Source organism: Treponema sp. OMZ 857, from assembly GCF_024181085.1.
GTDB lineage: Bacteria > Spirochaetota > Spirochaetia > Treponematales > Treponemataceae > Treponema.
In genome coordinates this window covers 1,476,069-1,501,744 of sequence record NZ_CP051147.1, presented here as the reverse complement: position 1 = coordinate 1,501,744, position 25,676 = coordinate 1,476,069, and the positions used below count along the sequence as shown (strand labels likewise).

Genomic DNA, 25,676 nt, shown 5'->3' with positions numbered 1-25,676 from the left:
TAAGGAATGGACGCAATGAAAAAGAATAGACTGTTAAAACTGATGGATATTTCTCCTACTCAAATGAGAGAAATTGCGAATACGGTTGCGGAGGCTGAGAAAAAGACAACCGGAGAAATTGCCCTTGCGGTTGTGTACCAAAGCGATTCCTATGCCTTTGTAGAGCTATTCGTTGCATTTTGCGCGTCCTTTCTCTCTTTTCTTATCTTGTTTTTATGCGCTGCCCCCATCTGGAACCTGTTGGAACGCACTGTTTGGTTTCCTTCTCCTGCCCAGTTGACAGCAGTTATCGGCAGCGGTGCAGCTACCGTTGTGCTTATCGTTTATTTATTGGTAAATATTCCCGCAATCGACCGGCTGATTATCCCGAATACATTAAAAAACCGCCGCGTCTATGCCCGTGCACTCCAACACTTTGTGGAAAGCGGTGTGTATAAGACTACGGAACATTCCGGTGTTCTCATCTTTGCCTCCGTACTTGAACGGAAGTTTTTTGTTATTGCCGATTCGGGAATTGCCGCGAAAGTAGCTCAAAATGAATGGGACGGTATTTGCAAAATTATGACTACCGGATTAAAAGAACACCAAGCCGCTCAAGCCTTTGTCTCTGCCGTAAAAGAATGCGGCAGGATTCTGCAGCAGAACTTTCCTAGCGAAACGGAAAATCCCAACGAGCTGCCTGATGGGCTGATTGTTTTAGAATCCTAATCCCTTTTGAAATATACGGGGCATCTACTGCGTCGTACGCTGAAAATAAATGCTCAACGTATCATAGATACGCCTGCGCTTTATTTTCAGCTAACTCCTTGTATCTGCACCGTCTATTTCAAAAGGCTTACGTCAGGCGCATCTGGGTTGTCGCTTGTTCAGCGAAGTACGTCCATGTACTTCGCTGAACACAAGTTTGACCGGTGTCAAACTTGTTTCTGTTTAATACGAGCGGCGTCCGTGCCGCTGCTCGACGTACAACAAGTACGCCTCCGCTTTATTTCGACTAGGCTCCTAGCATCTACAGAACGGACACGGATGTCCGGGGTGATAACCAGCAGCGAGATTTGGGCTACGCACAAATCTCGTCGTTGAGCAGTTGTACACGGAGGTACAACTGCTCAACAGTCTATTTCAAAAGGCTTACGGAAAGTGTGCAGCTACTTCGTGCCGCACACAAATTAATCCTCGACGTATCAAAACGGACACGGATGGAGAAAGCTGTTATATTTAAAACGGCGGTTTTCTAAAGATGAATTGTCCCCTACCCTTTTCGCCTAAAAATTCGTTATTCTTTACGATTAATTCCCCACGGCTGAATACGGAATCGATTGCGCACTGCACCTTCATTCCTTCATACGTGCAGTAATCGCAGGCGCTTTTCAGGTTTTTCTTTGTCAGCACTTCTTCCGCATTCGGATTGATAATCGTAATGTCGGCATCGGCGCCGGGCAGGAGGCAGCCTTTTTGAGGATACATACCGAAGATGCGGGCAGGATTTGCTGCCATCACCTGCACGAAGCGCTCCAACGAAATCCGCTTTTTTTGTACACCTTCGGAGAAAATAATCCGCACCCGCTCTTCGATACCCGGAGCGCCGCCCGGCCCCTTGGTAAAATCGCCCTTGGTGTCCATCTTTTCTTTTAATAAGAAGGGACAATGATCGGTTGCAACGACTTGGATATCACCGTTTGCAAGCCCGATCCAAAGCGCTTCTATATCTTGCTTTCTGCGCAAGGGCGGCGCCATAATATATTTCAGCCCTTCGATATTTTCAGGATCATCGGGACTGCCGTTCTCATTTCCATACTTTTCTTCCGAAAGCGTCAAATACTGCGTGCAAGTTTCTACAAACAACCGGTTAACGTGCTGCCGTCCCTCTACAACGCTGATAAGCGCCTCTCCTGTAGAAAGGTGTACAATATACAGCGGCGCATCCTCCACCATTTCCGAAAAATGGATAAGGCGGGAAACAGCCTCAGCTTCCGTTTCGTTAGGCCGACTGCGCGCATGATAGATAGGCAGCATTTTCTTTTCTTTTACGAATTTCGACCGGAGATAGTTGATAAGTGAATCGTTTTCCGAATGCACGGTTAAAATGCCGCCTGCTTCTTTCACGGTTTGCAGCAAGCGGTAAAAGCCCGTATCATCAATTTTAAATCCGTAGGTCGTATAGGCCTTAAAGCTCGTAATACCTTCATTTTTAATGATGCCGGATAGCTCCTGCAAAATTGCATCATCCACATGCTGAATAACACCATGAAAGCCGTAGTCGATAACCGCCTTTTTTGCAAGCTCATGGTATCGGTCTATGGAATAATGCAGATTACATCCGGCGGGACCGAATGCGATATGATCGATAACGGAGGTCGTACCGCCGCAAGCTGCTGCAACGGTACCGGTGTAAAAGTCATCGACGGCGCGGTATTGCGGAGACTGCTGCAACTCAAGATGCGTATGCGCATCGATCAGCCCCGGCATGACATAACAGCCGGGAACTTCATACACGGCATCAAAATCGACGGGATTAAAATGCCCGATTCCGGTTATCTTGCTACCGGTTATCGCAATATCCGCCTTAACCGTATCGTTTTCGGTTACGAGCGTACCGCCCGTTATCAATGTCTTTTTCATATAGTAAACCTCCATTTACAAATCGCCTGTAAAAATGCCGGGAGACGATCACAAATGAAATTCACGGCAATCTTCTAAAAACGCAATTTTAGAAAGTCCCGCGAAAATCGGTTGCTTTCGGAACGCCCCCGGCACATAATCGGCGTAAGCGCTAATCTTCCACCATGATTTTTAATATGACCTTATCGGTTTCCCGCATACCGTCGGCAGCAACGGCGCCTACACCGGCGATGGTCTTTTCTATGTCGCCTTTTACGATACCTTCACCGGGTTCAAACACTCGGTTCTGCATTGCAAGATAATGCGCATTCAATGCCGCATCGACCGATGAGGCAATCTTCGAAGCGCACGAGGGCTTGGCGCCGTCGCAGACAATTCCCGACACAACCGCAAGGGTATTGGTTATCGTCTCGCATACCTGTTCATAGCTTCCGCCTGAAAGATAGGTAACGGCAGCGCCGCTTCCGCAACCTGCGCTGACAGCTCCGCAATAGGCGGAAAGCCGTCCGATCCGCGTCTTTTGATGAATCGCAATCAAGTTGCTGACCAACAACCCACGCAACAGTTTATCATGCGGGAGCTTTTTTTCTTCGGCAAATACGATGACCGGTAACGAAGCTGTCAATCCCTGATTACCGCTGCCCGAATTGGTAACAACCGGCAAAGTACAGCCGCTCATACGGGCATCAGAACCCGCAGCAGCGGCGGCCTGTGCACGGATTTTTACGGTAACAGCCCGTTCCGCTTCAGCAGCCTTTAGGAGATTTGCGCCCGCGTTAATACCGTAGCGGTGCTCCAGCCCTTCCTGTGCAATACGGGTATTATAATCGATCTGGCGTTCCAGTATCGGGCGGACGCGGTCAAGGTCTATCGTATCGGCAAACTCAAGGATCTTTTTTACCGACAATCCCGACCGGTCGGTCAGTGCGGCATTTGCACTAGCCGGATCAAACGGAACGGATAATACGTCTTTTCCGTTTTTGGTTGTACGCACGATATTCGTATGCTGATGGATAATCTCAACCGACGCGCTGTCGGCACCGGCAAAAACTTCTACAATAAAATGCAGAGAAGCCATCGTATCCAAGAGGGAAACCTTACAAGGAATTTTTTCCAAAAATTCCTTGGTGCGGGCGATATCGGATTCGGTTATATCGGCAAGCACCTCAAGTCCCTTATCGGGATTGCCGCCGATAATGCCGATTGCCGCCGCCGCCGGAATTCCCTTCATATTGCCCGAATTAGGCACGGTAACGCTCTTTACGTTCTTAATAATGTTACCGCTGCTTTTGATGTACACACGGTCGGGAATCTTACCGAGTAAAGCACGGGCATGAGCGCCCGCATACGCTATGGCAATCGGTTCCGTACAGCCGAGCGCAGGAACCAACTCTTCTTGAAGGATCGCAATGAACTGATTACAGTCAAAGTCCGTGAGTTCCATACCTTACGCCTGTTTTAACGTTCCATCCGGTTTATAGAACACACCGCGCAGAATAAGTGCAAGCGCTCCGTCTCCGGTTACATTACACGCCGTACCGAAGCTGTCCTGCAAGGCGAAGATAGCGATCAATAAGCCGGTGCCGATTTCGTTAAATCCGAGTATGCTGATGACGATACCGAGCGAAGCCATAACCGTTCCGCCGGGTACGCCGGGCGCTCCGACAGCGAATACACCGAACAGGAATGAGAACAAAACCATTGTTCCGATTGAGGGAACCGATCCGTACAACATCTGAGATATCGTCATTGCAAAGAATGTTTCGGTTAGAACTGAACCGCACAAATGGGTTGTCGCTCCCAGCGGGATGGCAAAGTCGACGATATCTGCCGGTAAAACGCTGGATTTATGCGCACAGCGTAACGCAACGGGCAAGGTCGCCGCACTTGACATCGTACCGACTGCAGTTGCATAGGCAGGGCCGTAGTGCTTTACGACTTCCAGCGGATTCTGCTTTGAAACCGCGCCGCCGATGAGGTACAGCAATGTCATCCAGATAAAGTGACCGATCAATACGATAATAATGACTTTCAAGAATACGGGGAGCTGGCGGGTCAAGCTGCCGCTGTATGCAAGTTCGGCAAAGGTTGTCGCAATAAAGAACGGCAATACCGGTACGATAACACGGTTGACGATTTCGAGCACCATTGCCTGAATCTCTTTTAAGAGTTTTTCAACCGTCGCGGCCTTTGTCCAAATAACCGAAATACCGGCTAAGATAGCCAATACCAGTGCGGTCATAACCGGCATAATCGGCTGAATATTCAGGGAGAATGCCGTCGTCGGTACTGCCATCAATTCGGCAGCCTGTGACGGAATATGCAGGAACGGAATAAGAATATATCCGGCTACAGTCGAAAACAAGGATGCGCCGACCGCAGATAGATATGACATCAGCAAAAATGCACCGAGCATTTTCCCCGCATTTGCTTTTAAATCGCAAATAGCCGGAGCAATAAAGCCGAAGATAACGAGCGGAACGGCAAAAAAGATCAGCGAACCGAGTAACTTTTTAATTGTCGCAATAATCCCCATCACCGGAGCGGGTACAAACAACCCGAGCAGCACACCGGCAAGAATCCCCAAAGCAAGCTGCGGTAACAGTCCCAATTTTCTACCGCTTTGTTTTTCCATAATAGTAGACCTCCTCTCTACAATTACAACAGTGATTGCCCGTCAATTAACATGAAGCAGGTCAATTCACAACAGAAAATATTATATACCTGCTTTTTTCCATTTGTCAAATTATAAATGATAAATATCGCAGCTGTGTGGAATCACCGCTGTCCTTGGCGGTTCTGCAATAGAAATATACTTCCGATTTTTAGGATATGATACGAACACACCGCTCTATGATGAGCAAAAGAAAGCTCTAAGTTTTTCTTCGTTCTGCGGAGACATGGCATAATCCCCCACAATGCCGCCGTTCCCCAAGTGTAAAATACGGGTACAAGCGGAAATCAAAAACTCATAATCATGTGTTACAACAAAAAGCACTTTGCCCATAGCAGAGAGAGTTTGAAAGAGGCGGGAAACATTGACCATGCTGTCATAATCCAACCCGCTAGTGGGTTCATCAAAAAGTAAAATGTCTCTCCGGCATACCATGCTTACCGCGACTGCTGTACGCTGCTTTTGTCCGCCGGAAAGCGTGCTGGGATGTACATTCCGGTACTCCCAAATACCAAGCTGTTCCATCGCCTGTTTTGCAGCTTCATAATCCGGAGATTGTATACCGAAACAGCACTCCTTTTCCACGGTGTCCGCAAAAAGTTGATAGCCCACTTCCTGCATCACCATATAACAATGCTGCAAACGCTCTTTTGCACTCAGTATCTTGCTATTCCACATAACCGTCCCAGCCGTCTCTTTGTGTAAGCCGCACAAGGCACGGGAAAATGTTGACTTTCCTGCACCATTATGTCCGATAATTCCGATAATCTCTCCCGGTGCAGCACAAAGACTAACTCCGGCAAGTACGGTATGCTCATGATGTGCAAGACAGAGATTTTGAATTTCTAATATGTTTTTTTCGTAGTTCCGTGTTCTATCGGGAATACAAATGTGCGATAAGTCCATCGTTCTTAATCCCATAGTGCACCGATCAGCTTCTGAAATGCTACATACTTGCTCCGATGTCAAGGATTGCCGGATCGTTCCATGCTCCATATAGAGAATGCGGTCTGCGATATCTTTAAGATAATGAATCCGATGTTCAGCTATCACAATAGTCTTTCCTTGCCTTTTTAACAGTACTAATATTTTTCGCAGACTTTCGATGGCTGCCGTATCCAAATTGGAAGAAGGTTCATCCAGTAAATAAATATCAGGTGAAAGCGCATAGATAGAAGCAAATGCAACTTTTTGCTTTTCTCCGCCCGATAACGCTGCAACCCGCCTTCCGCTCAGTGCTTCGATTTGCAAATCACGAATTGTTTCGGTCAATCGCTCTGTCATCTTTTCTCTCGTCCAAGCGAGATTTTCCATACCGAATACCATTTCACTGTCCGTGTCTACGTTAAAAAACTGTGAACGGGGATTTTGAAACACGGAGCCTACCTGTTCTGCAAGTTGATACAGAGGCGTTTCCTGCACAGACGTTCCGTTAATCAACACTGAACCGGATAAGTCTCCGGAATAGAACGAGGGAATAAGACCATTGATTAATCTAATCAAGGTTGTTTTTCCGCATCCGCTCCGGCCGCACAGCAATACGCATTCTCCAGCTTGAATTGTTACGTCAATGTCAGATATATTCGCGTTTTGTGCGGAGTTATGGTAACTGAAAGATACCTTTTCCATCTCTATCATGCTGTAATCATCCTATGCGAGATTCCTGCCTATCATAAATAGGATAGAAATCACAAAAAAAACGGTAAAAGCAAAAGTACACACAACATCTTTCCACGTAAAATGAATATCCGCCATACAGCTTCTCTGCTTCGGGTTTTCCAGCCCGCGAGTAATAGAGGCTGCGGAAAGTTCATCCGCAACTTTGAGGGCGGACATCATCATCGGAACGTAAATACATTCAACAGTACGAATAGGATGAGTCAACAAACTTTTCACGGTAGGCGCGACATCCCGCATTCTCATTGCGTCATGAATAAAGCCCCAGTCCTCTCGAACCATCGGGATATATCGAATCATCACCGTCATAGGAATGATGACAGACTTAGGGACATGAATACGATGCATCGCTGCCATAAATTCATTAACCTGCGTGGTTCCAACTAATATGCCGCCCATCATCGCGCAAGGAAATATCTTCCGAATATAAAAGGTAAATGTTACAATGGCGATTTGCAGCCAGCCGGTCATCCCATAAATTCCTATATGATATAAGATTATAAGGGATGTGTATATTCCGGTCATTTTCAAAGTAAACCGTTTTTCTCCGCAGCTCAATCCGACTATCGTAATGAGTGCTACCAGTGCAACCTCATAATATACTGTCGGTGCAAGAAAGAGGTCTACGGTACCGACGAGCAGCATATAAAACTTTGTTCGGGGATCCAAGTGCTGTGTTTTACAAAAAATATCCGCCGAAAACGGTGCAGTCATTACACCAACCCGGCTTTTTCAAAATGTTTTCTGAGTAAGTGCTGTCCAAATTTTCCGCTGATACATGAACAGATCAAATTGCCGGCAATCATAGCAGGCAGTACCCATAGATGCGCGTTGGCAATCATCGTATCCATATATGCCTGTTCCGTTCCATTTTTCACGAGGTAGTTTACATACTCATCACGATTGATCCACAGCATTGCATAGGAAAAAATAGGACTGATAACAAAAATCATATACGCAAATAAATTTCTGGTCTTGCTTTTGAAATTTGTAGAGCCAGCCACCAATTCGGCTACTACTCCTAAAATGATATACGCTAAGCACATCAGCCAATACATTCCCGTTACGAACAAAACACCGCCTACTAAAATGCCGGTAATGAAGATAGGTCCATGCTTTGGAACTTTAGCAATAATTAACATAAAAACCGGTCCGCAAAGCAGTGCAATCGACAAAGGACACAGAAACGTCAACACGGGGAAAAATCCGAATATCAGCTCGCCGATAAACGCACAAACAACATACAGTGCTGCTAAAATTCCGGTGGTAATCAGGTCTCGTGTTGTAAGACCTTTTTTGCTCATTTCATTTGCCATAGAGAAGTCCTCCTCACACTCTATTTGTATTTGGAAAAAATAATGTTTCATCTTTTCCCATCGTACCCGTTTGCATCATGACTAAAATATGCTATGTTTTAGTAGTTAGACACGGCTAACGAGTATGAGCTACTATAGTTATCCGGTGAGGTGCTGTCAAACAGCCCTCACAAGCTTACAAGCTTTTGGTATATATGATAAATGATTGTGATATATCAATTTATCATTTTTAGTATTGCCATATACGCGGCGTTTAAGGACATAAAAAAAGATGTTTAGGGACATTACTGAAAGTGAGGAATCTCATCTATGACAGAGAAAAATCAACAGCAGTCATTTCATAAATTGGGAGATGCCTCCTTTTATATGGCAGACTACCATTTTAATGAAACGGATGAAAAAAAATGCGGAACTATTCATACCTACTATCCTCCGGCAAAGGCAGGACACGGTATCATGTATCAGGTGCAGCCGGCTGAGGGCATCTTTCTTTCCGTCAGCGACTGGACTCCATATCACGATATGGAGCGCCAATACCAACTCGAACATAAAATGATAAAAATGTATTATTTGGAGTCAGGGGAAGTAAGGCTCATTCAAAATGGCAAGCGCACTGCCGTAATCCAAGAAGGAATAAATCTGTATCTAAATCGCCCTTCCAAAGGACGGGTTCTCTATCGGGCAGGTATTCCAATCCGGTATGTATCGGTACTTCTTCTTGAAGAGTATTTTCTTCCTTTCCTTCAAAGCCGGTATGCATCTGACGGCTTACATTATGCAGCCTTGTTTTCTTGGCACGAATGTAATTATAACACACCGGAAATCGGCAGTATTTTTCTTCAGATTAAACACAAGATTCTTTCAGAAGAAACATCAAGCCTCTACTATGAAAGTAAGGTGGGGGAACTTTTGTCTGTTGCTGCAGGAAATGTTCAGCGGCACAGAAAGCAAGTAGATGTTTCTTTAAACCCAACGAAGGCTTGTCTTTCTCCCATTGAACGCAAGGCCTTGGAGCGAGTCAGGATTGCTATTGAGCGTTCTGTTCTAAACCCTCCGTGCTCGGAGGAATTATGCAGTATAGCAGCTATGGGACATACAAAATTCCGCCGGACTTTTCAGCTCCTTTATGGTCTTTCGCCCCGTGATTATATTTTAAAAGCACGGATGCAATATGCGTGTTTGTTACTATCTAAACCGGCATTGTCAATCGGGAGCATTGCTGCACATCTCGGCTATGCGAATGCCGGTAAATTTTCTTGTGCATTCCGAAAATGGTATCATCAATCGCCGGCGGAATACCGGGCATCGGTTCATAAGGAGCATTGACCGGGCTGATAGGTTTTGGGTAAGTATTAGACCTCTTCGATATGTGTGTTGTCGAACATCTCGAGGATTTTTCTAAATCCCAATGCACTTTCTATACATTTTTTCAAACACTTGTTAGAATACGCCGTATGCGGTTATTCTTTTCATATTTTAAACCTCATTGGAAACTCTTTGCTGCCGATCTGTGCTGTGCAGCTTTTATTGCAGCGGTAGATATTATCTTCCCTATGGCAAGCAGATACAGCATCCAGCATTTTTTACCCAAGGCTGACTATGCAGCCTTTTATGCATTTATTGTAATAATGATAGGATTATATCTGATCCGCAGTGCTGCTCAGTATTTTGTAACGTATTTCGGGCATCTTTTCGGCGTTAAAGTTGAAGCGGATATGCGGCGGGATCTTTTTCGCCATATAGAAAAACAGTCGTTTCATTTTTTTGATATCAATAGAACCGGACAACTGATGTCCCGCATTACAACAGATTTGTTTGAAATTACCGAGTTATCGCATCACGGACCGGAAGACCTCTTTATTTCTGTATTAACGCTGACCGGATCGCTGGCTCTTATGGCTTCTATCAGATGGGAACTCGCACTACTCCTGACGCTCTTTATACCCATTGCATTTTTTCACACTGTCCGCTGCCGTGTACATATTATGAAAGCATCCCGCCGTGTAAAGGAAGAAACGGCTGCCATAAATACCGCTATTGAATCAGCTCTCTCCGGAATACGGGTAACACAAATATTTACGAATGAAAACTATGAACAAGATCGGTTTGAAAAAAACAATCAAGCATTTTATACGGCAAAAAAACGTTTTTATTGGAATATGGCATTTTTCTTTAGCCGGTTAGAATTTCTTATTTCAATGTTACATTTGGTGATTATTGCCGCAGGCGGTTTTTTTATTATGCAGCAGACGATGACGCTTACCGACCTTATTACCGCAACGCTTTTTGCCGGTGCATTTTTGCAGCCTATCCGCCGGCTTACAGCTTTTATTGAACTATACGCCAATGGTATGGCGGGTTTTAAACGCTTTACAGAACTCATGGAAACAGATGATAGTATTATCGAGCATGATAATGCGGTAGAAATTACTTCAGCGCATGGAAATATCCGCTATCATAATGTTTCGTTTTCGTATCAAGATGGGGTTACGGTATTAAAAAATATCAAGCTGGATATACAGGCAGGGCAAACCATTGCCTTTGTAGGACCCTCCGGCGGAGGAAAAACCAGTTTATGTAATTTACTGCCCCGTTTTTATGAACCGTCCGCAGGAACCATTACCCTCGATGGGCGGAATATACAAGATATTACCGTGCACAGTTTACGGCGGCAAATCGGTATTGTGCAACAGGAGGTTTTCTTATTTGCCGGTACTATTAAGGAAAATATTGCATACGGAAACAGTGCCGCTTCTGAACAGGATATAATACATGCAGCAAAACGGGCTGAAATCCATGAAGATATTATGCAGATGCCAGACGGGTATAACACACTTATCGGAGAGCGGGGGGTACGGCTTTCCGGCGGGCAAAAACAGCGGGTTGCGATTGCACGAACCTTTTTAAAAAATCCTCCGATTTTAATACTTGATGAAGCAACTTCGGCTCTCGACACCGCAACGGAAATAAAAATTCAAAAATCATTTGAAGAACTCGCACAGGGGCGTACAACGCTGATTATTGCCCACCGCTTGTCAACAATCCGCAGTGCAGACCGTATTGTAGTGGTTGATGATGAAGGCATTTGCGAGCAAGGAACACATGCAGAGCTATTGGCAAAAGGCGGTGTCTATGCCGCCCTCTATAACGCACAAACCAACATGAGCTAAAAGACAGAGAAATGATGGAGCTTTAGCAAAAGTGTGTGAAAAATTGTCTATAGATATTTGTAACTAGAAAAAACATCCAACATCCACAACATTTAGAACCTCTTGTTTCACAATTTTCCGCATTAAAATCAAGATACAACACCGGCTTAAAAATTTTTATCCCCCCTATCATCGCCTGATAGACTGACTATGCTATTAGTTAATTGAGACAATCACTGAAAATCTAGTGTATGTTAAATTTTTAAGGAGAAACATCGATGGACAAAGTTATTTGGTGCGGCAAACAGTGGCTTAATAATTGCGGCCCTCATTATATCGAACCTGTTTTTGGGGTCAAACGGTTCGAAAGAGCGGAAAAAAATACGAATTGGTTTCAAAAACAACATGATAAAAAAACATTCACGGACTTCTTGAAAGACGCTATCGAAAAAAATAATTTAGAACAGAGGAGAGAATCAGCAGGCAACTAAAATGCCCTGCTATTGGTATTAAGTATGGTTGGTATATTTTGGCTCCTTCCCGATTTATCTGATTTATTTTATGTCGATAAAACAGACATTGCATTTGCACAAAAATATGGTGAATGGCTACTATCTCAAGAAGACCATAGTAATGTATGGGAGAAATTAAAACAAAATGGTTATTTGCACTATTTACCAAAAAGGTACAGAGATGAGTATTGGAAATTACCAAGAGGCAGAGTCTCATATAATATATTACTTGGTAAATATTATGTATATCATGGCGATTGTTTTTTAATAAAACATGCAAAAATTATCGAGAAAAAATTTGAGCTTCCCGTCAATAATATCATTTATGAAGAAGACGAACACTATTCAAATACTATCAGTTGTTAAAAAGATTTTTTCACCTCTATCACCGCCTGATAGACTGACTATGCTATTAGTATAGTTGTTGGGACAATTATTGAAGGGAACGCGAGGGGAACTATGCAGACGGATATAATAAGATTTATCGATGATGAAAGTAAGCAGGAATGTATGGCTGTAGCCGGGTATCTTTATAATCTATGTTCGAATAGCAAACATCTGGATAAGTATAAATCATTACTGATGTTATTACAGGCACTTATTGTGCGTCTAAAAAAAGAAACACAAGCTGAAACAATTGTGCAAGCATTTATTCAAAAAGGGATAAAGGAAAAACAGCTAACGGTATTTACGCCTGGAAAAAATTACAATCATCCGTTTGAATACGGGAGTAAATTGGATGTAAATTTTAAAGAAGATACGAAAATCGCTGCTGCTATCGACAATTTTACGACCGATTCCATTTTTACGATAAATCTTTGCCGTTGTGTTTTTATGCAGAAAGAAAACCTTGCTAAAATTATCGCGCTTATTTTCTTTTCCACCAAGATAAATAACAATGATACGTATAGCATTCCTCAGAGAATAAATGTTTCAGCACGGATAACCAAGATACTTAATGATATAACTCCTGTTGAATTTCTATTTGATACCTTACATCTTTCACACCAAGAAGCGGTATTGCTTACGGCAGCATATAGAACACAGACAATCTATGAACTCTATAATTTTTATGGAGATGTATTATTCCAAGATACAGAAAATAAAATAACGCTATATGCAAAATGTATTAATACGTCTTTACAAGCAATAAGAAGCTTATTTGAGAATGATAAAAAGCTTATTTCATTCGGGTTAATGCAAGATAGCGGGTATATCGAAGACGAAAGTATTTATTGTATTTACAATAAAAATTTTGATGCGTTTTTTTCCGGAACATTAAAAGAAGAAAAAACAAACGCTGCCTTTAATCTCAATAGCTACTCTATAAAAAAAGGGTACTCAAACTTAGCAGTACAATTTCTAAAAAGTAACTTTCCGTCAAATATTTTACTCTATGGAAGTCCCGGATCCGGTAAAACGGAATTTGCAAAAACACTTGCAAAAGAAAGCGGACTGCGACTGTTTATATTTAAAAATGAGCTGGATACAGATAGAGCATTGCAACGCTTACATTGTATTCTTTCTATTCCTAAACAAGATACACTGCTTGTTATTGACGAAGCTGAAAATATCTTAAAAACAATAGAGCCGCATTTTAGGATGTTCACAAGCATTACTCAAAAAGGAATTGTAAATAAGATGCTTGATAATAATATCAATAAAGTTGTGTGGATTGTTAATTATACTGATCTTCTTGACATATCTACGTTGCGGCGTTTTACGTATTCAATTAAGTTTAATGAAATGCCGAAATCGCTTTTGAAAAAAATTGCACAGTCGAAATTACAAAACAGCAACATAAGCGGTAAAGTCTTACATACACTTGTTGATCTCTGCGACAACTACCGTATAACAGGAGCCTCAATTGATAATATGATAAAAGCGGTGAATAGTGTTCATTGCAGCACTCAAACTGAAGAGAAAATCGTTATTGATGTAAAAAATACGCTTGAAGCAAATTCCGGGCTTGTATACGGTAGTTCCCATGCCGGCAGAAAAATACAGATGACATACGATATTGGAGCGCTCAACACCTCTATCGAACCGGATGATATTCTCACGATGATAAAAAATGCAACAGCGTATGCTGATTTTGCACAAACAGAAGTTCCCGCCGGAATCCGTATGCTGTTTTACGGATTAAGCGGTACCGGAAAAACAGAATTTGCACGATATATTGCAAATTCTTTGGCTAAAGAGCTTATTTTAAAAAAAGCCTCTGATATATTAGGAAAATATGTCGGCGAAAGTGAACAGAATATTAAAGAGGCTTTTGAAGAAGCGGAAAGACAGGATGCGATACTGTTATTTGATGAGGCTGATTCATTTTTTACCAACCGTTTCAATGCAGAAAATACTTGGGAGCGGACAATGGTCAATGAATTTTTAATGCAGATAGAAGCCTTTAACGGTTTATTGATTTGCACTACCAATATGCGCAGCATCATGGATCCTGCATTGCAGCGCCGCTTTCATATTATGGTTAAGTTTCAAGCCCTCTCTGCAAACGGAATAAAAACTTTGTTGATGAAATATTTTCGTAATGTGTCATTTAATGCTGATCAAATAGAAAAGCTCAACCAATGGCAATCCGTTACTCCGGGGGATTTTAACGCACTTTATGGAAAAGCACGGTTTATGCCGCAAGAAAAAATAACTTCTGAATATATTATTACTGAATTAGCACAGATGCAGCAAGAAAAAAACGGCGTACAAAAAATGATCGGATTTAATATCAATGCATAACTGATAGGTAATGTATAGAACATAACCGGAGGACAATATGGAACAACGATCTGCATTACGGCTTACTGCTGAAGAAGAATCAAATGTACAGTTGCTGGAAATCACAGACGGGATAGTTATCGGCGTAACAAATAGCGCCTACCTTACTGGAAGTCTTATATTACCGGATACAATTACAGAAATTGCTCATCACGCCTTTGAAAGCTGCAGCGGTCTCACACGTATTGTTATACCTGATAACGTTACTAAAATCGGTGACTGGCTTTTCCGCGATTGTACCGATTTAAAAGAGGTTATTATTGGAAGTGGTATTTCAAAAATCGGTATCGGTGTTTTCTTTAATTGCACTCATTTAAGCACTATCACCATACCGCAGGGCATTACCGAAATCGGAAACCTCGCGTTTAAGAGTTGCAGCAGTTTAAAAACTAGCAAAATTCCGAGCAGCGTTCGTAAGATTGGCGAGTGGGCATTTGTCTGTTGTACCGGTTTAACGGAATTGAATATCGAAAAAGGCGTTACCTCAATTGAATACAGAAGCTTTGTTTGCTGCACCGGTTTAACAAGCATCACCATACCGGACAGCGTTACTCAAATCGGTGAGGAAGCTTTTGGTGCCTGCAGCCGCTTAGCAGCTATTAGAATTCCCGATAGCGTTACTGAAATCGGAAATAATGCCTTTTGTAATATTCAAAGCAACGCACAGTTTATCGTAGCAAGCAATGCAGTAAAAAAACTACTAAAGCATTCTGACAGTTCTATACAAGATGAACACATTATCGTAAATCGATTGAGCAGCGAGGTACTCACCCCTCCGCACGAATAAAATCAAGGAAAACAAGCTATGACTGAAATCCCGCCATACGGCAATATCGAACAATATCAGTTGTTAAAAAGATTTTTTTACCTCTATCATCGCCTGATAGACTAACTATGCTATTAGTATAGTCGTTGGGACAATCATTGAAGGGAAAGCGCAGATTGAGAGCAATAGATACTATTTCAGTACCTATGAATAAAGCTCAAGAAAAAATATTTTTATGCTTGACTTTTGAGGGGAATATTATGGAAGAGATTTCATTGAATTGGAACGATGTTAACAAAATGACGGCTCATGTAAATTCAGCACATGCTGTTTGTACAGGAACAACAAATAGGTTACACGTATTCAATTCGAAAAATAAATGCCAAAAGGAGATTATTATGGCACAGAAATTTTATTGCAAATGGTGTGGTATAAACTACTCAAGCGTTTCAGGTTTAACTTCCTGTTCTTGTTCTCGTAATCCGGAAGGAAAACACCACGAGTTGTATGAAGGAGCTGAGAAAAGTCAGTATACCTGTAAGTTTTGTGGAGCGAAATATTCTTCATTATCAAGTTTGACAAGCGGCAGCTGTAGCAAGAGCCCGTATAAGAAACACCATCCCGCGTTATAGAGGGAAAATTGAGTGCTTTAAGATATAAGATAAGTCATCTAAAAAAATAGTGTGATGTTTCCTCACACTATTTGAGTGAATTGAAGCTCTATGATTGACATGAGGTCAGCCTGTTTTCGACGACATCAAAACAGGCTGACCTCATGCTATGTATAAAAGGAGTTGTATTATGAAATGCAGATATATTTTACTTCTTAGTGCGCTTGTATTATTTACCGGCGCCGTAATAATGACCGGCTGTCCTGCCCACGTACAGCCGCAAACCCAAAAGTACAAGGTAACGCTCAACTCCGGCAAGCACGGTTCGGTAACAGTGAAGCCGACGCTCCCTGCGGATGGTATGGTTGAAGCGCATACGCGGCTTTCTTTTACCGCGCAACCTGACGAGGGGTATGAAGTTGATACATGGATAATGGCCGCTCCCAGGAGCGCTGATAAAAAAGAGGCGGCACTGACTGTAGCCGAAAAAACAACGGTTACCGTTACTTTTAAACCGAAGATAAAAAAGTATAAAATAATGCTCAATAAAAATGAGTACGGTACGGTAACGGTAAGTCCTGCGCTTCCCGCAGACGGTATGGTTGAACAATACAAAACGCTAACCTTTACCGCACAACCTGACGAGGGGTATGAAGTTGAATGGACTGGGGCTGCACCTGATAACGCCGACAAAAATAAGGCAACGCTCACCGTAACGGCAAATGCAGTTGTAACCGCTACGTTTAAAAAGCCCGGCAATAGTTCGGAAGTTCAAAACTACCATGTAGCGCTCAGCAGCGGCAGTAATGGTACACTAATCGCGGATACGCCCCTTCCCGCAGACGGTATGGTTGCAGCAGGTTCAATACTGACTTTTACCGCAACACCAGACTCTGCTTACGAAGTGGAAGCGTGGACAGGAGCGGTGGCGAATCCTTCTGATAGCACCAAAGCAACGTTTACCGTAACGGCGCATACAACCGTAAGCGTTACATTTAAAGAAAAACAAGCCAATATCGCACTTTTGAATATTGACGCGGGTGGATATTTAAAGGGGGTAATTGATAAAGATGCTCTTGTAGGCGATCTCATCATTCCAGACACTGTTACTAGCATCTCAGACTATGCTTTTGCAGACTGTCAAGGATTAACGAGTGTTACTATACCAAACGGTGTTACAAGCATTGGTCGATATACTTTTTACGATTGTTTGAATCTCACTCATATTACCATACCGGATTCAGTTACAGAAATCGAACAATTGGCTTTTATCGGCTGTTCCGGACTTATCAGTATTACTATACCGAACGGGGTTACTTCCATTGGCGATAGAGCCTTTGAAGGTTGCAGAAAACTTACGAATATTATTCTACCAAATAGTTTGACCTCTATCGGATCATGTATTTTTAAAGACTGCAAAAGTTTAACGAATATTACCATTCCAAATAAGGTTACCATTATCAGTAGCGCTGCTTTTGAGAACTGTGTAGGGCTAACACAAATTTCTATTCCTAGCAGTGTTACCAAAATTGATACCGTGGCTTTTAAGAGTTGTTCGAAGTTAAAGCAAATCTCTATTCCTAATAGCGTTACTATCATCGGAACCGCGGCTTTTTATCGTTGTACCGGATTAACAAATATTACCCTTGGTACAGGTGTTACTACTATTAACGAGACTGCTTTTCGGGAGTGTAAAAATTTAACAAGCATTATCATACCGAATAGTGTTAGCAAAATTGGAAGCTGGGCTTTTATGTACTGTGATAAGCTGACAAGTGTGACATTCGAGAATACGGCAGGATGGAAACTGTCTGCTTCACAAGCAATAGCGCCGGAGGATTTAGCGGACGCGTCAAAAGCTGCAGAGTATTTACGCAATAAATATTACGGCGCAAGCTGGACTAGAAACTAAAACACCTGCCGCTTCCTTTTTAAGGGATTCCCTATCGGAAGCGGCAGCAAGGTGGTTAAAGCCTTCCATTATTTATTACATATCAAATCCGCAGAAGGCGGAAGGAGGAGAAAAAATGAACAAAAAGATTGATGAACAGCTTTTACAGATTAACAATCTTCACTGGCTGCCGTGGATAGGAAAGAACTATTCCGCAAGTCAGACAAAGCTGATGGTATTGGGAGAAAGCCACTATCTTTGCGCAGGCGACAGTCCTGACGAGTACGGCATCGATTTTACCCGCAGCTTTATCGGTATGCATCAAAACGGCGAGGAAGGAACAAACGTTATCCGCAATTTTGAAAAAACGCTGTTGAATAGAGATTATGATGAAGAGCTGAGCAAAAAAGAGATGACGACAATTTCAGACAGTTTTGTCTACCAAGTCATTATTCAGCGGCTTCTTAACGCAAGCGAAGAACGCCCGACTGCGGATGATTTTAAAAACGGTTGGAAAATCATTTTTGAAACGATGAAAGTCCTTAAACCTAAAATGGTGATTTCATTGGGTGTAGAATCGAGTAATTTTTTGGCACGCTTGGAGTATGACGGACTTGTTGTTAAACAAGAAAAATGGGGAGATGATAAAATAAATCAGGCCTATCCCCGATATTTTAAAATCGAGTTAGACGGTGAATCCATCGACATGATTTTTTTAAGACACACAAGCGGCACAAGGAGCGGGTATTATCCTCTCGAATGGCATAAATTCTTAAAAAAATATTTTGATGTCTCCCGATATTTGAGTGAATTGAAGTTATAAAAATAACCATAAGGCACCGGAATCTGCAAAAACATTTTACGTTTTTTGCAGATTCCAAAATCTCCCCTTTCCTACTATAATAACACTATGAAAAAGAAACCAAACCGTGCAATTACCCATCAAATGTTGGAACGTCTCACGTATATTCATAACCGGATAAAAGCAGAATGCTTTCCTAAGACATCCGAACTTGCAAAAGAACTGGAGTGCAGTGTTCCGACAATAAGCCGCGATATAACGTTTTTGCGGGATCGGTTTAATGCACCCATCGAATATAATCCGCAAAAGAAAGGATTTTATTACAGCGAAAAATATGAAATGCCGATTCAAAATATTTCGCAAAAAGATGTAACAGCGCTCGTTGCTGCAAAAACGCTGCTGCAGCAATATCAGGGAACGCCGATCTACAAAGAACTCGTTGCCGCCATTGATGTTATTACGTTTCCGCAAAGGCAAGGAACGGGAGCCTTTATTGACCGTATCGCCGTTCCGCCGATGCCCTATGCTATTATCGATGAAGCGGTATTTACCGCACTCTACCAAGCGATGATTCAAAACCGCACGATCGAATTCGATTACTGCGGTGTATTGGATAGGGGAAAGGTACACCGGCGTGTCCGTCCGTATCAGCTCCTTTTTGATGACGGGCGATATTTTCTATTCGGCTATGCAGAAGAACGCCAAGCGGAACGGCTTTTTTATATTCCGCGTATTGAACACCTTTGCACTACCGATGAGCTTTTTACACTGCCAGAAAATTACGACTTTATCTCCCGCTGCGGCGGCGGAAGATTCGGCTCATTTATGGAACCGGAAACGGTTACCTACCGTATTGCATTCTACGGCGAATCTCGTCTCGCAATAAAAGATTCCGTATGGGCTGATAATCAAAAAATTACCGAATATGATGAAGAAGGAAAAACCGAAATAGTCTTTTCCGCAGCGCAGGGGTACCGGATATTGAAATGGGTATTGTCTCACGGCTCAAACGCACAGCCGCTTGAACCGGAGGATTTTGTGCAAGACTGGCAAGCAGAAATACGAGCTATGTTGAGGTGGATTTCCGGCGTTTAAATCCTTCGACACGGGCGCTTGCAGGACAATCGAGGGAGCTTCTATCCCCGCGCGCTAAATAGCGGTAACCTACTCCGGCAATCATGGCGGCATTATCCGTGCAGAGCTTGAGCGGCGGAAAGATGCACGTTAAACCTTTTTGTTCGGCAAGTTTTTCACGGAGCAGCGAATTGGCTGCAACGCCGCCGCCTGCGACAATCGTGTGCAGTCCCGTGTCTTCTACCGCCCGCAGCAGGGAACGCAGTAATATTTTAACGGCTCTTGATTGAAAGGCTGCCGCAATATTTTCGGGCGTTTTTTCATATCCGGGATTCCAGAATTGATCGATTTGATTGATGACCGCAGTTTTTAAGCCTGAATAGGACACGTCATACCGGCGGCCGGATTCGTGCAGTACCGGCATCGGGAAGTTCGCAGCCTTTGGATCGCCGTTTTTCGCCAGCCGGTCGATAATTACGCCGCCCGGATAGCCGAAATCGTAGAACTTCGCAACCTTATCGAATGCTTCGCCCGGCGCATCGTCGATGGTACTACCAAGCACTTCGATTGAATCAAAATCGTATACTTTACAGATAAGCGAATGGCCGCCTGATACCAAAAGACCGAGGTAGGGATAAGGAATGTCCTGCTCAAGATGCGCTGCGTACAGGTGCCCGAGCATGTGGTTTACGGCAATAAACGGTTTATTGCATGCCCATGCGAGAGTTTTCGCAAAGGTCAGCCCCACCAGCAGCGACCCCATCAGCCCCGGCCGATTGGTTACGGCGATACCGTCTATCGATTGCAACGTTTCACCCGCTTCCTGCAAAGCGGTTTTGACAACCGGTAAGATCCATTCGGTGTGCTTACGGCTCGCAATCTCAGGCACGACACCCTTATATGCTTCGTGAAATGGTATCTGAGTTGCCACTACCGAACTGATGATTTTATGTCCGTCCTCCACGACGGCAGCTGCCGTTTCATCGCAGGAGCTTTCTATTCCAAGTATCTTCATTCTGTTATTCCTATTGTTCCATGATTAACTTTGGACATCCTCTTTTAGTTGCCGAAGTTAACCGTGTCTTTTTGTGCAACTTGAGCAATTGCCGAAAGCGAAAATCCGTCTTCGATAAGCGCAGGATACATTTCGGTTAAAAGCTCTGCAAGCTCAACCGTAAAGACATGGCCGATCATGATGGCAGAGCCTTTCTGTCTCGCAATGCTCAACCCTTTTTTAATTTGCGTTTCCATTGCAGCGCGGCTTTTATCGTTATCAATAAAAATTGCCCGTTCCCAGACAGCCATGTTTTTCTCCTTTGCAACCTTCGCAACGACTGACCGAGCGGTTGTCCGCGAATCTAAAAAGAATATATGTTTTTCCGCTACGACATCCAAGACTGCACTCATTGCTGCCTCATCCGCCGTCATCAGTGAGCCTTCGTGATTATTCATCCCGGCTACCGGCCAAATTTCTTCGAGATTTTTTCTGACGATGTTTTTGATTTGCTCCGCAGAAAGTCCCGGCGTAACGGCGCCCGGTCCCGGATTAATATGCAGATCGACCGATTGCATCGGCTGGTGCAGAATAACCTGTTTGCCGGCTTTGCGTATCTGCCGCGCCGACTCGCTAGAGTACCGCAATCCGGGTAAAACTGCAATAGTACAGGGGAATGGCAGCCGCAAAAAGTATTCAAGCTGATCGAGGTTATGCCCCGCGTCATCGAACACAAAGGTGAGGTTCCCGGCATAAGGGGCACGCTTGCGCGGCTTTTCCGGTTTTGCAGCAGGCTGCATCGGCTGTACTGTTTGTACGGCTTTTTTCTTATCGGGTACGGCAGGTTTCTCGGGTACAGTATTTTTAGTATTTTTTTTATCAGGTACGGCCGGTTTTTCCGGTACGGTATTCTTTTGTGGAGCTGCATGAACTGCCGGCTGCTCTTTCTTAGCTGTATCTTTCTGTATGGCCGGTGCTTTTTTCTGTGTGGCCGAAGTGGTTCGGGGCTCAGATGCAGCGGCAGGTGAATGCGGCGCCGGTTGTGCAGCCGGTGTTGTTTTTTTGGCAGTCGGCGCTTTCTCCTGTGATGACACCGTTTTTTGCTGCGTTGCCGGTGTGTTTTGCCGTTTTTGCTGCACCGCGGAATCGGTATGCGGCTGTGCTTGTGCGGCACCCTGCGGCACGGTAACCGGCGGTGAAGGTTCTTGTGCTGCCGTAAGCGGTTCATTCCGTTTTTGTTCGGTTGAGAGTTTGTCCTGTTGTACTTGAGTTTGCGCCGTGCCGGTATCCTGTTTTAATGAATTTTTAAGATTAGGCACTAATTTTAATACTAAAACAAGATTAAGCCCCAAAAGCAGAACGCACAATATCACCAATGCGGCAATAATATTCCCGTGCGAACGCTTTTTACGAGCGGTTGAACTGCGCGGCTTTTTCTTTGCAGTGGTAGTGCCTGTGCGGCTTTTGGTTTTCGATTGGGTTTTTCCGGCCGTCTTTTTCGGCGACGTTTTTTTGCTTGTTTTTACTTTATTCTCTTTTTCGGGCATAGGCAAAAGCATAAAAACAGTACGGCTTAATGTCAAGCGGTATTTGTACAGGGCAGCCGCTATCGAGGAGCCTCTAAAAACCGCACACCTATCAGCTTGTTCTGTAAAGAAATCATTTATCGTATACGCTATAAATCTCTATACTTTAAGATAGAGCCGTTTTAATGGAAAGATATAATAAAAGTATGATAGGGATAGAAACAAAATAGAGAAAATAATCGGGCAAGCCGGATTTGAACCGGCGACCCCAAGTCCCCCAGACTTGTACGCTAACCAACTGCGCTATTGCCCGTTTTGTTTTAATAACAGAAACAGATATTATCGATAAAGTTCCGTTATGTCAATACGCTGTGTTGCATCACGTCACATTCTGTTCCGACGCAATCGATAGAATGTTCAAAGAATAATGTAACCATAGATTGACTTTTGCCGTATTTCGTATATACTGATGTGCTAGTGAGGTTATACTATGAAAAAATATATTATAGGAACGTTAATCGTTATCATCGGTTTGCTCGTTTTATTTGCTCCCTTCGGATATGCACATGTCTGTTTTCCGAAAGCTGACGGCGGTTTTATGAAGTGCCATTGGATGGGCGAGGCTGTCCGAATGCTCGGCGGTTTAATTGCCGCATTAGGTGTCATCTTCTTACTATTTAAGAGTTCCCGCATCGGTATCGCATTTTCCAATATCGGGCTCGGTGTTTGTTTGATATTATTGCAAACGGTTGTTATCGGTACATGTAAGACTGCGACCATGCCTTGTAACGTTTATACCAAACCCGTCATTTTACTGCTGGCAATCGTGCTGATAGCCATTGATGTCGGATATCTGTTCGTTAACAGAAAACGATAAATTTTGCCATTGGATTATTACGATATGTTATTGCAAACAAAACAGCTTTCCAGAACGTTTACCAGAAGCGGTTCCGATTTTTTTGCCGTTAAGGAGGCCGATTTCAATATCGATTCTTCCGATTTTGTCTTTATTGTCGGCCGCTCCGGTTCGGGAAAAACGACATTGCTGAACCTTATTTCAGGCATTTTAGAACCGACTGCGGGAGCTGTTTTATTTGAAAATAATGACATCACAACGATGAACGATACTGAAAAAAGCTATTACCGTAACGAGTCGATAGGATTTGTCCCCCAATCGCTCGGCGCTTTACCGAATCTTTCGGTACTTGATAATGTCCGCGTACCGTTTTTTTTATTTAACCGGGACGGCGATACCGAAGGGAGAGCGCTGAGCTTATTGGAAGTGATGGGAATAGCTCATTTAAAAAATGAAATGCCGAAAAATCTTTCAGGCGGAGAAGCAAAACGGATGCTTATTGCGCGTGCACTGATGAATGCGCCCAAGCTGCTCATCGCTGATGAACCGACTGCAAACCTCGACGCGGAAACGGCAGCCGGTGTCATGCAGGCTATAAAAGATATAAACAAACTTGGAACTGCCGTGCTTATCGTAACGCATGATTCCAATATTTTAGATCCGAATTGTACGACTTACCGGATGGACGCCGGAACCCTTTCAAAAGTGTAGTTTTTCCATAATATTGCTTTCTTATGTGTCTTATGCTATAAATTAACGGGCATTTTTTTATAAATCATTGCAGCAGTATTGTCGGCTGCCCTGCCCTTCCGATTAAAAACACATCGGTCAGGAAAAAAATTTGATTCTTTGTAAAAATTTCTAAAAAAAAAGTGATTTTCAGCAGTTTTTTTAAGCCAAAATCGCAACAAAGACATATAACAAAGATAAGAAGCAATGCGGCAGCCGGAATGTGCCGGAAGCAAAAAATGCTTTTGCAGAATGTCATGATAATGTTCTGACGAGGCGCCGGCCGAACGCACTTAATTATGGAGGCCATAAATGGCAAAAACAAAATCAGAAATAAATCAGGTAACCAATATTACCGATGCCGACGAAAAGCTGAAAGCGTTGGAAGCAGCACGTCTACAAATCGAAAAAGAGTTCGGACAGGGTTCTTTGATGAAGCTCGGCACAAAAACGGCAGCAAGCGGTATCGAAGTAATCCCGTCGGGGAGTATCTTGCTTGACGAAGCGCTCGGTATCGGCGGCTATCCGCGCGGCAGAATTATCGAAATATTCGGTCCGGAGTCATCGGGAAAAACTACGCTTGCCCTCCATGTTGTCGCCGAAGCGCAAAAGCGGGGCGGTATTGCAGCGTTTGTGGATGCCGAACATGCCCTTGACCCGCAGTATGCGCAAAAACTCGGTGTCAATATCGACGAACTGTGGGTCGCCCAGCCCGATGCGGGAGAACAGGCTTTGGAAATCACCGAAAACCTCGTCCGATCGGGTGCGGTGGATGTCATCGTTGTAGACTCGGTAGCAGCTCTTACGCCGCAAGCGGAAATTGACGGCGAAATGGGCGATTCACACATGGGATTGCAAGCCCGGTTAATGAGTCAGGCGTTGCGGAAATTGACGGCGATTATCTCACGGTCAAAATGTATTCTCATCTTTATCAACCAAATCCGTATGAAAATCGGTATTGCGTACGGTAACCCGGAAACCACCACCGGCGGTAATGCGCTCAAATTCTATTCCTCGGTACGTATCGAAGTCCGTAAAGGCGAGGTGCTCGGCAAGGATGAGGATGAAGCATGGGGAAACAAGGTGCGCATCAAAGTGGTAAAGAATAAGGTCGCGCCGCCGTTCCGAAAGGTTGAGCTGGAAATCCTGTTCGGCAAGGGAATTTCTCCCTACGGCAGCTTGCTGGACTGCGCGGTAAAATACGAATTGATAGACAAAAAAGGCGCATGGTACTCGTATAAAGAAGATAAGATTGGACAAGGGCATGACAACGCCGTAAAATTCTTGGAGGATAATCCCGATGTTGCAATCGATCTTGAAAAGACCTTGCGTGCTCAGCTGTTCCCCAACCAAAAATACGTGTCGAGTTTTGTAAAAACCGATCAAGCTGCCGATTCCGGCACCGGCGAAGCATCGGCTGCGGCAAAGACAGGGGCGTCAAAGGCGGCAGCTTCCGTAAAACCGGGAGATACAAAGGTTGATAAAGAAGCCGATGCTCAGACTGCTCCGGCAGGGAAAAAATCCATGCTCGAAAAAGCAGCTCTCGCTAGCGGCAAAACTGAAAGTTTGGATACCGATTCTGCAGCAGTATCCGCTGCACATAAATCAAAGCCGGGCAGCGCTTTTGACGGCGATAACGAGCTCTTTTAAAGAAGCTGTCCAAAAACTGAAAGCCTATCGGCTATGCTGA

21 protein-coding genes and 1 tRNA gene are annotated in these 25,676 nt (G+C 43.7%); 13 read left to right on the top strand and 9 right to left on the bottom strand.

The window, feature by feature from the left end:
* The first annotated feature begins 15 nt into the window (after nt 1-15).
* Nucleotides 16-708, top strand: coding sequence for a TPM domain-containing protein (locus E4N66_RS06825; RefSeq protein ID WP_253727410.1), 693 nt, complete (start codon nt 16-18; stop codon nt 706-708).
* A gap of 510 nt (nt 709-1,218) precedes the next feature.
* On the opposite strand, the gene hydA is transcribed toward E4N66_RS06825, so the two are convergent.
* The 6 genes from hydA to E4N66_RS06795 all read right to left on the bottom strand — a co-directional run bounded on the left by hydA (nt 1,219) and on the right by E4N66_RS06795 (nt 8,289).
* On the bottom strand, nt 1,219-2,622 hold the full coding sequence (gene hydA / locus E4N66_RS06820; protein WP_253727409.1) for a dihydropyrimidinase: 1,404 nt from the start codon (nt 2,620-2,622) through the stop codon (nt 1,219-1,221).
* Nucleotides 2,623-2,773: 151 nt separating this feature from the next.
* Nucleotides 2,774-4,066, bottom strand: coding sequence for an L-cysteine desulfidase family protein (locus E4N66_RS06815; RefSeq protein WP_253727408.1), 1,293 nt, complete (start codon nt 4,064-4,066; stop codon nt 2,774-2,776).
* Nucleotides 4,067-4,069: 3 nt separating this feature from the next.
* Complete coding sequence (locus E4N66_RS06810; protein ID WP_253727407.1) at nt 4,070-5,257, bottom strand: dicarboxylate/amino acid:cation symporter; 1,188 nt, start codon at nt 5,255-5,257, stop codon at nt 4,070-4,072.
* 216 nt (nt 5,258-5,473) lie between these two features.
* Nucleotides 5,474-6,934, bottom strand: a complete 1,461-nt coding sequence (locus E4N66_RS06805; protein WP_253727406.1) for an ABC transporter ATP-binding protein — start codon at nt 6,932-6,934, stop codon at nt 5,474-5,476.
* A 12-nt stretch (nt 6,935-6,946) separates the two neighbouring features.
* Nucleotides 6,947-7,687 carry an energy-coupling factor transporter transmembrane component T gene (locus E4N66_RS06800; protein WP_253727405.1) on the bottom strand — a complete coding sequence of 247 codons (741 nt, stop codon included), beginning with the start codon at nt 7,685-7,687 and terminating at the stop codon, nt 6,947-6,949.
* On the bottom strand, nt 7,687-8,289 hold the full coding sequence (locus E4N66_RS06795; RefSeq protein ID WP_044016429.1) for an MptD family putative ECF transporter S component: 603 nt from the start codon (nt 8,287-8,289) through the stop codon (nt 7,687-7,689). The genes E4N66_RS06800 and E4N66_RS06795 overlap by 1 nt, the downstream gene beginning before the upstream one ends.
* A 309-nt stretch (nt 8,290-8,598) precedes the next feature.
* Here E4N66_RS06795 and E4N66_RS06790 point away from each other — a divergent pair, with 309 nt between their 5' ends.
* The 9 genes from E4N66_RS06790 (at nt 8,599) to E4N66_RS06750 (ending at nt 19,902) form a co-directional block, all read left to right on the top strand.
* A complete protein-coding gene (locus E4N66_RS06790; protein ID WP_253727404.1) occupies nt 8,599-9,615 on the top strand; it encodes a helix-turn-helix transcriptional regulator in 1,017 nt (338 codons plus the stop codon).
* A 128-nt stretch (nt 9,616-9,743) separates the two neighbouring features.
* Nucleotides 9,744-11,459, top strand: coding sequence for an ABC transporter ATP-binding protein (locus E4N66_RS06785; protein ID WP_253727403.1), 1,716 nt, complete (start codon nt 9,744-9,746; stop codon nt 11,457-11,459).
* Between the two features lie 257 nt (nt 11,460-11,716).
* Complete coding sequence (locus tag E4N66_RS06780; protein ID WP_253674559.1) at nt 11,717-11,929, top strand: hypothetical protein; 213 nt, start codon at nt 11,717-11,719, stop codon at nt 11,927-11,929.
* Nucleotides 11,930-11,953: 24 nt separating this feature from the next.
* Nucleotides 11,954-12,316 carry a hypothetical protein gene (locus E4N66_RS06775; protein ID WP_253674560.1) on the top strand — a complete coding sequence of 121 codons (363 nt, stop codon included), beginning with the start codon at nt 11,954-11,956 and terminating at the stop codon, nt 12,314-12,316.
* 93 nt (nt 12,317-12,409) lie between these two features.
* On the top strand, nt 12,410-14,698 hold the full coding sequence (locus E4N66_RS06770) for an AAA family ATPase (protein ID WP_253727402.1): 2,289 nt from the start codon (nt 12,410-12,412) through the stop codon (nt 14,696-14,698).
* 37 nt (nt 14,699-14,735) lie between these two features.
* Nucleotides 14,736-15,524, top strand: coding sequence for a leucine-rich repeat domain-containing protein (locus E4N66_RS06765; protein ID WP_253727401.1), 789 nt, complete (start codon nt 14,736-14,738; stop codon nt 15,522-15,524).
* A gap of 780 nt (nt 15,525-16,304) precedes the next feature.
* The gene (locus E4N66_RS06760; protein WP_253727400.1) at nt 16,305-18,026 is read left to right on the top strand and encodes a leucine-rich repeat protein; all 1,722 of its coding nucleotides are present in this window, start codon (nt 16,305-16,307) and stop codon (nt 18,024-18,026) included.
* A gap of 115 nt (nt 18,027-18,141) precedes the next feature.
* The gene (locus E4N66_RS06755) at nt 18,142-18,828 is read left to right on the top strand and encodes a hypothetical protein (RefSeq protein ID WP_253727399.1); all 687 of its coding nucleotides are present in this window, start codon (nt 18,142-18,144) and stop codon (nt 18,826-18,828) included.
* An 87-nt stretch (nt 18,829-18,915) separates the two neighbouring features.
* On the top strand, nt 18,916-19,902 hold the full coding sequence (locus E4N66_RS06750; RefSeq protein ID WP_253727398.1) for a helix-turn-helix transcriptional regulator: 987 nt from the start codon (nt 18,916-18,918) through the stop codon (nt 19,900-19,902).
* Here E4N66_RS06750 and tsaD read toward each other — a convergent pair.
* The 3 genes from tsaD to E4N66_RS06735 form a co-directional block, all read right to left on the bottom strand.
* Nucleotides 19,874-20,896 carry a tRNA (adenosine(37)-N6)-threonylcarbamoyltransferase complex transferase subunit TsaD gene (gene tsaD, locus E4N66_RS06745; RefSeq protein ID WP_253727397.1) on the bottom strand — a complete coding sequence of 341 codons (1,023 nt, stop codon included), beginning with the start codon at nt 20,894-20,896 and terminating at the stop codon, nt 19,874-19,876. The genes E4N66_RS06750 and tsaD overlap by 29 nt on opposite strands.
* A 44-nt stretch (nt 20,897-20,940) precedes the next feature.
* Complete coding sequence (locus tag E4N66_RS06740) at nt 20,941-22,434, bottom strand: divergent polysaccharide deacetylase family protein (protein ID WP_253727396.1); 1,494 nt, start codon at nt 22,432-22,434, stop codon at nt 20,941-20,943.
* Between the two features lie 206 nt (nt 22,435-22,640).
* Nucleotides 22,641-22,714 (bottom strand) — tRNA-Pro (locus E4N66_RS06735).
* 177 nt (nt 22,715-22,891) lie between these two features.
* On the opposite strand from E4N66_RS06735, the gene E4N66_RS06730 reads away from it, so the two are divergent.
* From E4N66_RS06730 to recA, 3 genes are all read left to right on the top strand, one after another.
* The gene (locus E4N66_RS06730) at nt 22,892-23,278 is read left to right on the top strand and encodes a DUF4418 family protein (protein ID WP_044016401.1); all 387 of its coding nucleotides are present in this window, start codon (nt 22,892-22,894) and stop codon (nt 23,276-23,278) included.
* Nucleotides 23,279-23,302: 24 nt separating this feature from the next.
* The gene (locus E4N66_RS06725) at nt 23,303-23,968 is read left to right on the top strand and encodes an ABC transporter ATP-binding protein (protein ID WP_044016399.1); all 666 of its coding nucleotides are present in this window, start codon (nt 23,303-23,305) and stop codon (nt 23,966-23,968) included.
* Nucleotides 23,969-24,298: 330 nt separating this feature from the next.
* Nucleotides 24,299-25,636, top strand: a complete 1,338-nt coding sequence (gene recA / locus E4N66_RS06720) for a recombinase RecA (protein WP_044016395.1) — start codon at nt 24,299-24,301, stop codon at nt 25,634-25,636.
* The last annotated feature ends 40 nt before the right edge of the window (nt 25,637-25,676 follow it).